Origin of the sequence: Sphaerisporangium sp. NPDC051011, assembly GCF_040653595.1 — a bacterium.
Classification (GTDB): domain Bacteria; phylum Actinomycetota; class Actinomycetes; order Streptosporangiales; family Streptosporangiaceae; genus Sphaerisporangium.
On the sequence record NZ_JBFAGG010000013.1, the window covers coordinates 188,496 to 201,881 of the forward strand.

The following is a 13,386-nucleotide window of genomic DNA, read 5'->3' on the forward strand; positions in this document are numbered from 1 at the left end:
ATGGACGCTAACCGCGCGCGACCCGTCCCGGCCAGGGCCGAAGGTCCCGGCCGCGGGCGTGTCGCACGGCGCCTCGCTACGACTGCTTCTCGACCGGCACCCGCTGGGCCTTCGGCTGCTCCTCCGTGAGGGGGATGTCCACCTCCAGGATGCCGTCGTGGTACACGGCCTTGACGTTGTGCTCGTCGGCGTTCGGCGGCAGCGAGATGGACCGGCTGAACTCGCCGTACACGAACTCGGTGCGGTGCGGCTCCGACCGCTCCTCCTTGCGCTCGCCGTGCACGGTGAGCACGCCGTTTTCCACGGTCACCTCGACGTCGCTCTCCGGGTCGATCCCCGGCAGCTCGGCGCGGACGATGTAGTGGCCGTCCTTCATGGTGTCCTCGAACCGGACCATCCGCCCGCCGGTGTACGACCTGCCGCCGGAGAACGGCGCCTCCAGCCAGTCCAGCAGGTCGGGTACCAGCCCTCGCGGCTCGCGGCGCGTCGGCACAGACATTGTCGAACCTCCCTGGATCGTCGGGTCGCTCACCTCCATCTGACGCCGGGCGGGGGCTCCCGGTGGAGGGGCCGGAGGTCCCGAACGCCCGGGCCCTTCGGCCCCACCGGCGCCCCGCCCGTAGGCGAGCCCGCCCGCTCAGCCCTGCCTGCTCTGCCCGGCCAGCTGGGCGACGTCCTCGGCCGCGTCGCCGGTCAGCTTGTCGGCGAGGTCGGCCAGCGCGCGGCCGGCGGCCAGCTCGTCGCCGATCTCCGGCACGGGCCGGTCGGCCGGGTTGCGCCGCGCGTACCCGACGCTCTCGTGCCGCGTGCCCGTGCGGGTGATGAGGACGGCCCGGGCCCTGGTGAGGTCGTCGTTGTCGTCCTCGAGGATGTGTATCTCCACCGTCCACTGCTTGTGGCGCATGACGCCACCTCCCTGCGGTCTTCCTCCCTCAACCATCTCTCAGGGGTCGCGCGGCCTCGACGCCGCCCCGGGTGTCGTCGTCCGCGGGGGTCGCGGCGGCCAGGCGCAGCGACCGGGCGACGGCTTCCGGAAGCGCACGCAGGCGGTGTCCGGGCAGCTCGAGGACGGTGACGTCACCGGCCCAGGGCGCGACCTCGTCGACGATCGCGCGCGCCCCCTTCTTGGTGAGGTGGCCGTGGGCGCGGATCAGCCCCTCCCGCCAGACGTTGGCGAGGCGGCCGTGCGCGTTGTCCAGCAGGGCGCGCAGCAGCCGGTCCTCCGGGCCGGCCGGGGGCGGCAGCCGTACCGCGTCGACGACCCCGCCCTCGGCGGTGATCGCGTACAGGACGGACAGCGCGTCGAGGCCGGGCGTCGGGCCCTCGGCCAGGGCGCGGACGTGGCGGGCGCGCGTGGCGAGCAGCAGGCGGGGGAGCGCGGCGCCGAGGCCCGGGGGCACGGCGATGGCCACCCGCGCCGGGGACGAGGCGTACGGCTTGGCGAGCCAGGTGGACAGGCGGGCCCTCGGCGCGCGGGGCGCCACGTCCTTGGGCCAGTCGCCCACCAGCACCTCGAACTCCTCGCCCGAGAGGCCAAGGGACGGCCCCGAGGACGGCAGGGACGCGGGATCCGGGGCCGCGGACGGGTGCGCCTCGACCGCCTGCGGGCCCTGGGTATAGATGGCGGTGCCGTAGCGCTCCACCCGGGCGGCGACGGCCGGGCGGGTCTTGGTGGTGGGCCGCAGGACGTACAGGTCGGCGGCGGAGCCGATGGCCTCCGCGCCGTCGTACCTATTGAAGTCCGGATATATCGCCTCAAGGGCGAGGTTGAGATCGAAGAGGGACCGCTGCACCTTCAGCGCGAGCATGGGCGTCCGCTCGCTCGCCCCGTACGCCAGCAGCACCCGCCCGTGCTCCGGATCGCGCAGCCCCTCGACGGCCCGCGCCACGAACAGCCCGACGCCCTCGGGCGTGTACGGAGGGTCGGTGATCGCCAGATCGGCCCGCTCACGGGCCGACGGCGGCAGGCCCAGGCGCAGGTCGGCCCAGCGGGTCCGCACGTCCAGCCCGAGGGCCGCCGCGCGGTCGTCGATGTAGGCGAGGATGCGGTCGTCCACGTCCACCACCGTCACCTGCACGCCCGGGTGGATCATCGCCACCGCCAGCGACGTCAGGTCGTGATCGCCCACGCACAGCAGCCGTGAGCCCGGCAGCCAGAATCGCGCGCCCAGCAGCAGCGCCCTGCGCACGACCGTCTCCGGCGTCGCCGACACGTGGTCCAGGACGTGGCGGCCGCGCGGACCGCCCGCGACCAGCTCCGCCATGCGCTCCACCACGCCGGCGTGCCGGGGGAGCAGATGGGCCACGGGGTCGGCGGGGGCGTCGCCTGGCGGCTCGCCGTACGCGCGCGCCTGCCCTGGCGTCAGCCGGAACCGGTCACCGGATCGCTGCGCCCCGGCCTCCCGCAGCAGGGCCTCGATCGCCCGCCGGGAGGTCGCCGTCTCACGGATCAGATCGGCCGGCGTCCACCACGTGCCGTCGGACAGCAGGGCCAGCGCCGCGCGCAGCCGGCGCGCGTCCACCCCCGCCTCGGCCAGCAGCCTGCTCACTCCGTCCGGCTCCATGCGCCAACCCTATCGGCGGCCACCGGCGGCCCCGTTCGCGTCGCGGACGCTCCCGGACGGCGGGCGTGTCCCACCCGGGGCCGGGGCGATCCTGTGGCTAAAATCCCCCGGGGCGACCGACGGGGGGAGTGTGGCCCTGATGCTGCAGATGCTGCACGGCATAGACGTGTCCAACTGGCAGGGGTCCGTCGACTGGGCGGACCACGCGATCGACGGCGTCGACTTCGGCTTCGCCAAGGCCACCGAGGGCACCGGCTTCACCGACAAGTGGTTCGCCCGCAACTGGGCGGCGATGCGCGAGAACTGGATGGTCTGCGGGGCCTACCACTTCGGGCACCCGAAGGGCGACCCGGACGACCAGGTCCGCCATTTCCTGGACGTGATCGACGCGGCGGGCGGCCTGCGCCGGGGCGACCTGATCGCCCTGGACCTGGAACGCTCCGGGCACCTGCCGCCGCAGGAGGTCGCCGCGTTCGCCCGGCGCTGGTGCCGCGTGATGACCTTGGTCACCGGCGTGCGGCCGATCATCTACACCTTCCTGTCCTTCGCCAGGAAGGGCTACTGCCACGGGCTGGAGGACTACCCGCTGTGGATCGCGGCGCCCAGCCACCCCAAGGGACGCCCGGCCGTGCCGCCGCCCTGGAACCGGTGGACCATCCACCAGTACTCCCACGGCCGCATCGACCGCAACGTCTTCCGGGGCGACCGCGCCCAGCTCACCGCCCTCGGCTTCCAGCCCGACGACGTCCGCCGCAAGGCCTAGCCGGCGCCGTGGCGAGGAGTGGACCGCGCTGTGGCGGAGGCGTGGGCCGCGGGGCCGTGAGGCGCGGGCGGCGGCGAAAATCGACGGCCGTTCCCGGTAGCATCGGCACGACAACGCAGAATCCACACCTTGCGAATTCCTTGGAGTCATCGTGTCTGCCGCCCCAGAAATACGCGTCACCCTCGCCGGAGCCGAGCGTGTGGTCGCGGGCGGCACGACGGCGGGCGAGGTGCTGGAGGCCGACGGCCGCACCGTCATCGCCGCCAAGATCAATGGGCAGCCCCGCGACCTGGCCGCCGAGGTCGCCGACGGCGACGTCGTCGAGCCCGTCACGATCGAGAGCGATGAGGGCCGCGCCATCCTGCGCCACTCCACCGCCCACGTCATGGCGCAGGCCGTACAGGAGATCTTCCCCGACGCCCGGCTCGGCATCGGCCCGCCCGTCGAGAACGGCTTCTACTACGACTTCGACGTCGAGCACCCCTTCACGCCCGACGATCTGAAGCGCATCGAGAAGCGCATGCGCGAGATCGTCAAGCAGGGGCAGACCTTCGCCCGGCGCGCCGTCTCCGACGAGGCCGCCCGCGAGGAGCTCGCCGCCGAGCCGTACAAGCTCGAGCTGATCGGCCTCAAGGGCGGCGCGGCCGACGAAGAGAGCGTCGAGGTCGGCGGCGACCAGCTCACGATCTACGACAACCTCGACCCCAAGTCCGGCGAGCTCTGCTGGAAGGACCTGTGCCGGGGGCCGCACCTCCCGTCCACCCGCGTCATCCCCGCGTTCAAGCTGATGCGCTCCGGCGGCGCCTACTGGCGGGGCAGCGAGAAGAACCCCCAGCTCCAGCGCATCTACGGCACCGCCTGGGAGTCGCGCGAGAAGCAGGACGACTACCTCCACCTGCTGGAGGAAGCCGAGAAGCGCGACCACCGCAAGCTGGGCGCCGAGCTCGACCTGTTCTCCTTCCCGACCGAGCTGGGCTCGGGGCTCGCGGTCTTCCACCCCAAGGGCGGCGTGGTCCGCCGCATCATGGAGGACTACTCCCGGCGCAGGCACGAGGAAGCCGGGTACTCCTTCGTGAACACGCCGCACATCACCAAGGAGAACCTGTACCAGGTATCCGGCCACCTCGACTGGTACGCCGACGGCATGTTCCCGCCCATGGAGCTCGAGGGTGCGCGCTACTACCTCAAGCCCATGAACTGCCCGATGCACAACCTGATCTTCCGCTCGCGCGGGCGGTCCTACCGCGAGCTGCCGCTGCGGCTGTTCGAGTTCGGCAGTGTCTACCGCTACGAGAAGTCCGGCGTGGTGCACGGCCTCACCCGCGTGCGCGGCATGACGCAGGACGACGCGCACATCTACTGCACCCGCGAGCAGATGCAGGACGAGCTGAAGAGCCTCCTGCGGTTCGTCCTCGGGCTCCTGCGCGACTACGGCCTCGACGACTTCTACCTGGAGCTGTCCACCCGCGACCCCGAGAAGTCCATCGGCAGCGACGCGGTCTGGGAGGAAGCCACCGAGGCGCTGCGCATGGCGGCCCAGGCCGAGAACCTTGAGCTGGTCCTCGACCCCGAGGGCGCGGCCTTCTACGGCCCCAAGATCTCCGTGCAGGCCAAGGACGCCATCGGCCGCACCTGGCAGATGTCCACCATCCAGGTGGACCTCAACCTGCCCGAGCGCTTCGAGCTGGAGTTCCAGGGCGCCGACGGGTCGCGGCAGCGGCCCGTCATGATCCACCGCGCCCTGTTCGGGTCGATCGAGCGGTTCTTCGGCGTCCTCGTCGAGCACTACGCCGGCGCGTTCCCTCCCTGGCTCGCGCCCGTGCAGGCGATCGGCATCCCGATCTCCGACGCCCACGTCCCCTACCTCAACGACGTCGCCAAGCGGCTGCGCGAGCGGGGCATCCGCGTGGAGGTCGACTCCTCGGCCGACCGCATGCAGAAGAAGATCCGCAACGCCCAGAAGGCCAAGGTGCCGTACATGCTCCTCGCCGGTGACGACGACGTCGCCGCCGGCGCCGTCTCCTTCCGCTACCGCAACGGCGACCAGAAGAACGGCGTCCCCCTGGAAGAGGCCATCACCGAGATCACGGCCGCCGTGGAGAACCGCCTCCAGGTCTGACTCCGAACCGCCGTGCCGGAGGCGCGGCCATAGGCACTGTTCGGGGTGCGGCGGTGTTCTGGAGGAGGGAGGAAGGGGCGAGGAACGAGCCCCTTCCGAGTGACGACGGAAGAACACCGCCTCAGCAGCGCCCCGAACCGCCCGGTCGAAGGCTCGGCCATAGGCACGGACGGGGTTCTGGGTGGGCCTGCGCACGATCCCGGCGGGCGGGACCGCGGGGGGTCGTCCTATGCTGCAAGGCATGCAGGAGCCCATTGAGCAGTCCGGTGCCGGAGAGCCCGACAACTTCCAGCGTCTCTGGACCCCGCACCGGATGGCCTACATCAAAGGGGAGAACAAGCCGACCGGCACGGGCCCGGGCGACGGCTGCCCGTTCTGCGAGATCCCGAAGATGAGCGATCAGGAGGGGCTGGTCGTGGCCCGTGGCTCCAGCGTGTTCGCCGTGCTCAATCTTTACCCGTACAACTCCGGCCACATGATGGTCTGCCCGTACCGCCACGTCGCCGACTACGTGGACCTTGACGACGCCGAGACCGCCGAGCTGGCCGACTTCACCAAGCGCGCGATGCTCGCGCTGCGCAAGGCGAGCGGTGCCCAGGGCTTCAACGTCGGCATGAACCTCGGACACGTCGCCGGGGCCGGCATCGCGGGCCACCTGCACCAGCACGTCGTCCCCCGCTGGGGCGGCGACACGAACTTCATGCCGGTGGTGGGCCACACCAAGGTCCTCCCGCAGCTCCTCCAGGGCACCCGGGAACTGCTCGCCGACGCCTGGCCCGCTGCCTGACCCCTTCCTCCAAGCACCTCACGAACGGCTCACGGCCCGGGCACCCGGCCTGGGCACGACCTGGAAACCGCCTGGGCGCATGGTTTGGCGCGCGCTTTGGGGCAGGCGGGCCCACTGGGCGGTTTGGGACCTGCGGGCCGGGTGTGCGCTCGCCGGGAACCGGCACGCGGTGGCCCACCCGCCGGCGCGTGGTCGAGGACGCCGGACCTGCCGGTCAGCTCTGGTGGCCGGCGTACGCCGGTGAGTGCCGGTCAGGTGGGGAGGGGGCGGAGGACGGGGGTGGTTTTGGCCGGGGGAGCAGGGGCGAGGGCGGCGATGCCCGCGGACAGGACCAGCGGGACGGCCAGGGCCAGGGCCATGGAGAGGACGGCGGCGCCGGAGTCGTTGACCAGCGTGCCGACCACGCCGCTGACCAGGGTGCCGATCAGGCCCGCGCGCAGCATAGGAGCGCGTTCGAACGCCACGGGCAGCACCCCGGCACTGGCGGCCCCCGGGCGCAGCAGCGCGAAGACCAGGAAGGCGAACGCCGCGAGGACGATCGGCATCAGGTTCGGCGAGAGCAGCGTGCTCAGCATGGCCGACAGCTTCCTCATGATCACCGGAAGGAAGGTGCCGTCGATCACCTGACCGGCGAACCGCCCGAGGTGGGTCTGCGACCCGGGCGGCCGCAGGTGGTCCAGGTAGGCGATGGCCATCACCAGCACCCCGCCCGCCACGCAGAAGGCCCCCAGTTTGACGATCGAGACCCGCTTGCCGGCCACCAGCAGCGCGGTCACCGCGATGCCCGGCACGAACGCGATGACCCCGCCGAAGTCGCTGCCGATCCCCGGCCAGCCGTCGAGGATCATGGCGAAGCCGCCGAGCGCCGCCACGAGCGCGACGGCCACCGGGCGACGGCCCGCCCGGACGAGTCTGTCGGCGACCGCCGTGGCCAGAAGGAGCACCGAGGTGGCGAGCAGGGCGAAGGGGATGTTGCCGAGCCCGGAGTAGCGGGCGCCGACGACGCCGGTGTACCCCATGACGCTGTCGAACTGCAGCGTCGTGCCCGTCAGCAGGTCGCCGAGGAGCACCGCGGCCGTGACGGCCGCCACCACCGAGGACGGGCCGAGCACGCTGGCGCCTCGCGGCCGGCCCCGCAGGCGCGACCACAGGGCCGGGAAGGCGAGCGACAGCACGGTGAGTGTGCCCGCGCAGGCCAGGACGCCGGCGACCAGCGCCAGCGCGGGAACGGCGGCGGCGTCCCATGGTGTGAGGTTGATCAGATAGGTCGAGACGGGGACCGAGGCGAGCGCCAGGGCGGCGACGCGCACCGACTCCAGCCCGCGGCGCCGGCGCAGCAGCAGGAAGGCCACGGCGTAGAACGTCACCTGCAGCACGGCGAGCGTGGTGAAGAACAGGCCGCCGACCGAGCGGATCGTCTGGCCCGCGACGTCGGCCCGCCGCAGCGTCGCCGTGCCGTCCTCGAGGGAGACCGCGCGGCTCGGCGCCCAGGGGACGCCGATGACGGCAGGGGGGACGGGCACGCCGGCGGTGGTGAGCAGCGTCGCCGTGACGTCCGGGAGGATGACCATGTCGTCGCGGTGGGTGGAGGCGGCCCCGAGGAGACGGCCCTGCGCGCCCGGCGCCCGCCACATCGTGACGCGCAGATGCGGCTCGGACCCGTGGTCGGCCAGGCCCGCGACGGCCACGGAGGTGTCCGGCGGGAGTAGGGCGAGCACCGCGCCCGCCTTGGCGTCCGCCGCCTTCAGCGCGGCCTTGCGCTGGGCGGGCGAGAGCTTCTCGGGGACGTCGGCGAGCCGGTCGGCCGCGATGTAGGGACGGATCAGATCGTCGACGTCCACGGCGAGCACGCGGCAGGCCGACCAGTCGGTGACCTTGTCGGGCGTGGGCGCGTAGCGGTCGACCCGGCCGGAGCGGTCGGCCAGCGCCAGCACCGCTCCGGGGCCGACCGCCGAGGTGCACTGCCCCGCCGCGTGGACGGCCTCGCCCAGCGTGCCGGCGGTCTCGACGTCGCGGACGGTCCAGAGCCAGTTGAAGTCGGGGATGACCGCGCCCGCGTCTCGCTGCTCGAGGGGGGGCGGGAACCCGCACCGCGAGCCGACCGCCGAGCGTACCCCGGCCGAGACGGTCAGCCAGCCGTCGTACGGGCAGGTGATCCGGCCGACGGTGCGGACCGACAGCGACCCGAGCGCGCTGCCGCCCGCCAGTCGCCAGAGGTTCGGGGTGTCGGTGGCGTTCACGTCGTGCCAGTGAAGGCCTGGCACGCCGATCAGGGCCACCCGCGCCGGAGAGCCCGCCCGCGCAAGGGGGCCCGCCCGTGACGGGGAGTCCGCTCGCGCGGCGGCGGGGGCCATGAGCAGCCCCAATATGATCACGGCCAACGCGCCGAACGCCCGCCTCACCGATGACCTCCCATGATCGTCTTCCGGCGAACCTTTGGAACCGTACGGGAAAGCCGGCCGCCCGGTCCAGGAAACGGCCGGATGCCCAGGTGGCGGGCGGGGCAGCCAGGCCGCCGGGACCCGCCGAGGGCGTCCGCGGGTCCCACAGTAGACCGCCCGGCGACCCGCGACGTCCACGCGGATCAGATCTGTGGAAAACCCGGCCGCCCCGCCGGGACCTGTGGAAAACGAGGTCCGGGCCAGGGCGGCCGGTGACGTGTGGGAGCCCGAGGATCAGGGGAGCACGGCCGTGGCGGGGGCGCTCTCGTTGGTCAGGCGGTCCAGGGCGGTGACGAGGTAGGTGCCGCCGGTCTTGACGGGGAACGACTGCTCGGGCGCCTCCGTGGCGGGGACCACCGCGAGAAGGTTGCGCGCGTCTGCGGTCGCGCATGCGTCCGGCTCGGCGCCCGCCACGCGGTAGACGGCGTACGCGCGCGCCCCGGCCGAGGGCTTCCAGACCAGAATGCCGCCCGACCGGCGCAGCCCTGTGGGCGCGGCCGGGGCGGCGCCCCCGCGCGCCTCCACCAGGGGCAGGAGTGCGGGCCGCGGGTAGTGGTCCTTCGCGATCTTGTCCAGCACGCCGAGCGGGTTCTTGCCGAGGTGCGCGGCGCTGAAGTAGACGTCCCCCATGACCTCGGGGTACCTGCGGTTGAGCGCCAGGTGGGCGGGCAGTTCGCCGGACTTGGTCCAGGCCGGCGCGTCCTTGGTGCCCACCCGGTACAGCGCCTGCCCGATGTACAGGTGAACGCCGGTTCCCTTGACCGCGTCCGCCCACCAGGGCACGAGCCTGGCGTAGTCCGCGGCGGCGAAACCGCGCGGCCAGTAGAGCTGGGGCATGACGTAGTCGACCGACCGGGCCTTGATCCAGGCGCGGGCGTCGGCGTAGATGGCGTCGAAGGCCGACAGGCCCTTGGTGTCGGAGCCGGTGGGGTCGTCGGACTTGTTGCGCCAGATGCCGAACGGGCTGATCCCGAACTTGACGTGCGGCTTGGCGGCGTGGACGGCCCGGCCGACCTCGGCGACGAGCTTGTTCACGTTGCCGCGCCGCCAGGCCGCCAGCGACTTGCCGTTGCCGTACTTCGTAAAGGCGGCGGCGTCGGCGAACTTCGTTCCCTTGCCGGGATACGGGTAGAAGTAGTCGTCGAAGTGCACGCCGTCGATGTCGTACCGCCGCACGACGTCCGTGACGATCTGCGTCGTGTAGGCGCGGACCTCCGGCAGGCCGGGGTTGAAGTACAGCTTGCCCTCGTGCCTGATCACCCACTCGGGATGCACCCGCGCGGGGTGGGTGGCCGGCAGCTTGCTCATGTCGTCCTTGTCGGACGCGCGGTAGGGGTTGAACCAGGCGTGGAACTCCAGCCCGCGCCGGTGCGCCTCGGCGATAAGGAAGGGCAGCGGCTCCCACCCGGGGTCCTTGCCCGCCGTGCCGGTGAGCCACTGCGACCAGGGCTCGAAGGGGGACTTGTAGATCGCGTCCGCGGCCGGGCGGACCTGCACGAACACCGCGTTGAAGTTGCGCCTGACGGCCTCGTCCAGGATGCGGGTGTACTCGGCCTGCTGCCGCTCGGGGGTGAGGCCGGTCTTCGATGGCCAGTCGACGTTGTGGACGGTCGCGATCCACACGCCCCGGAGCTGCCGCTTGGGGAACTTGGCGCTCACCTCGCACGCCTTCGCGGACGCCTCGCTCGCCGCCCGGCTTCCCGACGCGGGCGCGCGCCGGCTCTCGCTGTCGGCGGGGGTGGCGCCGGGGCCGAAGGAGTACGCGAGGCCGGTGGTGACCACCGCGATGGCGGCCGCGGCCGCCAGAGGCCGATGTCCGTTTCGCATGAGACAGCAGTCTGGCATCGGCAAAGAGATGGTAAGGCCCGATAAAAGAAATCGTCTTGTGATGTGATCGTGATCACAGGGGTCGGCGTGGCGGATGTTGCTCCTGATATCGCGGGCCGCCGCCGGTCGCAGGGACAGCACGAGGGTCGTCCATCCGGCGTCCACCTGCGGACGGGCCGTCTCCCGTGATCCGGCGTTCCCGGGCCGGGCGATCTGTGGGCGAAGGGCCACGCCGCGCGGGTGACATATGGCTTACCGTAGCCCCGGCGGCCGGTGGAACAGCCGGTATCAACGCCGCCCTTGAACAGCACGGACCCGGCGCCCTCCGCCGTGGAGGGCGCCCGATCCGACCGGGTCGTGTGGCTCACTGGGACGCCTCCCGAGGCGGACGACGCCGGGAAGGTCCGGGCGCGTCCGCCCGGACCCCGGGTCGCCGCCGGTCCTCCGATTCGCTCGCCGGCGAGACGGTCACGGGCGATCCGGACGTGCCCCCCGATCGCCCCCGTCCCTCCCGGCTATTCGGCCGCCGACCGCAGCTTGTCGGCCAGATGCGACGGCAGCGGCTCGTACCGCAGGAACGACCGGTGGAAGGTCCCGGTGCCGTGCGACATGGATCGCAGGTCGATGGCGTAGCGGGTGATCTCCAGTTCGGGCACCTCGGCCTTGACCAGCGTGCGCCCGACGCCCACCGGCTCGGTGCCGAGCACGCGTCCCCGGCGGGACGACAGATCGGACATGACCGCGCCGACGTGGTCGTCCTCGACGAGCACCGAGACCTCGTCCACGGGTTCGAGCAGCAGCGCCGGGACCTTGGCCGCCGCCTCCTTGAGCGCGAGCTGTCCCGCAATCTGGAACGCCATGTCAGAGGAGTCCACCGAATGCGCCTTACCGTCGTACAGCGTCACCCGGATGTCCACGACGGGGTAGCCCGCGAGCACGCCCCGCTCCATCTGCGCGCGCACGCCCTTCTCCACCGAGGGGATGAACTGCCTCGGCACGACACCACCGACGATCTTGTCGACGAACTCGAACCCTCCGCCCGAGGGCAGCGGCTGGATCTCGACGTGGCAGATGGCGTACTGGCCGTGCCCTCCGGTCTGCTTGACGTTGCGTCCCATGCCCTGGGCCTTGCCGCCGAAGGTCTCGCGCAGCGGCACCCGCAGGTCCACGCGTTCGACCTCGACGCCGTGGCGCTTGGACAGGTGGTCGAGCAGGACGTCGGCGTGGGCCTCGCCCATGCACCACAGCACGAGCTGCCGGGTCTCGGCGTTGTTCTCCAGGCGGAGCGTCGGGTCCTCGGCGACCAGGCGCGCCAGGGCCTGCGACAGCTTGTCCTCGTCGGCCTTGGACCGGGCGCGGACGGCGACCGGCAGCAGTGGCTCGGGCATCGCCCAGGACCGCATGAGCAGCGGCGAGTCCTTGTCCGAGAGGGTGTCCCCGGTCTCCGCGCGGCCGAGTTTGGCCACCGCGCAGATGTCCCCGGCGACGCACCTGGTGGTCGTGCGCTGCGTCTTGCCGAGCGGCGAGGACAGCGCACCGATGCGCTCATCGACGTCGTGGTCCTCGTGGCCGCGGTCGGCCATGCCGTGCCCGGAGACGTGCACGACCATGTCGGGGCGCAGCGTGCCCGAGAACACCCGGACGAGGCTGAAGCGCCCGACGTACGGGTCACTGGTGGTCTTGACGACCTCGGCGACCAGCGGCCCCTCGGGGTCGCACGTCAGCGCGGGCGCCGGCCGTCCGTCGATGGTGGTGATCTCCGGCAGCGGGTGTTCCATGGGCGAGGGGAACCCCTGGGTGATGACCTCCAGCAGCTCGCGCATGCCGACGATGACGCCGGCGGACGGGCTGGCGCAGGTGGCGAGGACGGGGTAGAAGCCGCCGCGCGCCACGGCCTTCTCCAGGTCGTCGATCAGCACCTTGGTGTCGATCTCCTCGCCGGAGAGGTACCGGTCCATGAGCGACTCGTCTTCGCTCTCCTGGATGATGCCCTCGATCAGCGTGCCCCGGTAGGTCTCGATCTGCTCCTGGTAGGCCGCGCCCGGCTCGGTCTCGGCGCAGGCGCCCGAGGCGTAGTCGTAGAACTTCTGCGTCAGCAGCCCGATCAGGCCCTTGACATGCCCGTCTTCGACCACGGGCAGGTAGAGCGGGGCGACGCCGTCACCGAACGCGTCCTGGCAGGTGGCGACCACCTCGTCGAAGTCTGCGCGGTGGTGGTCGATCTTGGTGATGACGACCGCGCGCGGCATGGACACCGCGGCGCACTCCTCCCACAGCATGCGGGTGAGCCCGTCGATGCCGTCTGCCGCCGACACCACGAACAGCGCGGCGTCGGCCGCGCGCAGGCCCGCCCGCAGGTCACCGACGAAGTCGGCGTACCCGGGAGTGTCGAGAAGGTTGATCTTGATGCCGCTGTACGTCACGGGGGCGAGGGCGAGGTTGATCGAGCGCTGCTGGCGCATCTCGACCTCGTCGAAGTCGCTCACCGTGGTGCCGTCCTCCACCCGGCCCGTGCGCTGGATGGTCCCCGTCGCGGCCAGCAGCGCCTCGACGAGCGTCGTCTTGCCTGATCCGGAATGGCCGACCAGCGCGACATTGCGCACCGCATCCGGCCGGTCGGCCGAGGGTGCCCTGCCCGCGGCTCCTGCTGGTCCGCCCGTGGTCTTCTCCGGCACGTCGCCTCCCGCGTTTCGCCGTGAGATGCGGCCGCGCGCGGCCACATCGTCCGCCGCCGCGCCCGCCGCCCGAGAGAGCGCGGTGCCCTACACCCTTTACCTCTGTGGCGCGGATCACAAGAGGGCTCGGGCAATTGTGCTTGCGAATCGACGCCTGAACGTGTCCCGTTGTTCGCCGGACGGTCGCCCTCCCGTCTCCTTCCCTTACCC

Annotated in this window: 9 protein-coding genes; 3 read left to right on the top strand and 6 right to left on the bottom strand. The window is 72.1% G+C overall.

What is annotated here, in order from left to right; all coding sequences use genetic code 11:
- Window positions 1-76: 76 nt before the first annotated feature.
- The 3 genes from AB0H21_RS28550 to AB0H21_RS28560 form a co-directional block, all read right to left on the bottom strand.
- Entirely contained in the window at window positions 77-499 is a 423-nt protein-coding gene (locus tag AB0H21_RS28550) for an Hsp20/alpha crystallin family protein (RefSeq protein WP_358522438.1), read from the bottom strand.
- Window positions 500-637: 138 nt separating this feature from the next.
- Complete coding sequence (locus AB0H21_RS28555) at window positions 638-904, bottom strand: DUF1876 domain-containing protein (RefSeq protein ID WP_358522441.1); 267 nt, start codon at window positions 902-904, stop codon at window positions 638-640.
- A 28-nt stretch (window positions 905-932) separates the two neighbouring features.
- Window positions 933-2,564, bottom strand: coding sequence for a bis-aminopropyl spermidine synthase family protein (locus AB0H21_RS28560; protein ID WP_358522444.1), 1,632 nt, complete (start codon window positions 2,562-2,564; stop codon window positions 933-935).
- Between the two features lie 139 nt (window positions 2,565-2,703).
- On the opposite strand from AB0H21_RS28560, the gene AB0H21_RS28565 reads away from it, so the two are divergent.
- The 3 genes from AB0H21_RS28565 to AB0H21_RS28575 all read left to right on the top strand — a co-directional run bounded on the left by AB0H21_RS28565 (window position 2,704) and on the right by AB0H21_RS28575 (window position 6,233).
- Window positions 2,704-3,327, top strand: a complete 624-nt coding sequence (locus tag AB0H21_RS28565) for a glycoside hydrolase family 25 protein (protein WP_358522447.1) — start codon at window positions 2,704-2,706, stop codon at window positions 3,325-3,327.
- A gap of 151 nt (window positions 3,328-3,478) precedes the next feature.
- Window positions 3,479-5,446, top strand: coding sequence for a threonine--tRNA ligase (thrS, locus tag AB0H21_RS28570; RefSeq protein WP_358522450.1), 1,968 nt, complete (start codon window positions 3,479-3,481; stop codon window positions 5,444-5,446).
- 229 nt (window positions 5,447-5,675) lie between these two features.
- Window positions 5,676-6,233 (top strand): HIT domain-containing protein, encoded by a 558-nt coding sequence (locus AB0H21_RS28575; protein WP_358522453.1) that lies wholly within the window; start codon window positions 5,676-5,678, stop codon window positions 6,231-6,233.
- Window positions 6,234-6,484: 251 nt separating this feature from the next.
- Here AB0H21_RS28575 and AB0H21_RS28580 read toward each other — a convergent pair whose 3' ends face one another.
- The 3 genes from AB0H21_RS28580 to AB0H21_RS28590 all read right to left on the bottom strand — a co-directional run bounded on the left by AB0H21_RS28580 (window position 6,485) and on the right by AB0H21_RS28590 (window position 13,176).
- The gene (locus AB0H21_RS28580; RefSeq protein WP_358522454.1) at window positions 6,485-8,635 is read right to left on the bottom strand and encodes a hypothetical protein; all 2,151 of its coding nucleotides are present in this window, start codon (window positions 8,633-8,635) and stop codon (window positions 6,485-6,487) included.
- A 273-nt stretch (window positions 8,636-8,908) separates the two neighbouring features.
- Complete coding sequence (locus AB0H21_RS28585) at window positions 8,909-10,501, bottom strand: family 10 glycosylhydrolase (RefSeq protein WP_358522457.1); 1,593 nt, start codon at window positions 10,499-10,501, stop codon at window positions 8,909-8,911.
- 515 nt (window positions 10,502-11,016) lie between these two features.
- The gene (locus tag AB0H21_RS28590) at window positions 11,017-13,176 is read right to left on the bottom strand and encodes an elongation factor G-like protein EF-G2 (RefSeq protein ID WP_358522460.1); all 2,160 of its coding nucleotides are present in this window, start codon (window positions 13,174-13,176) and stop codon (window positions 11,017-11,019) included.
- Between the last annotated feature and the right edge of the window lie 210 nt (window positions 13,177-13,386).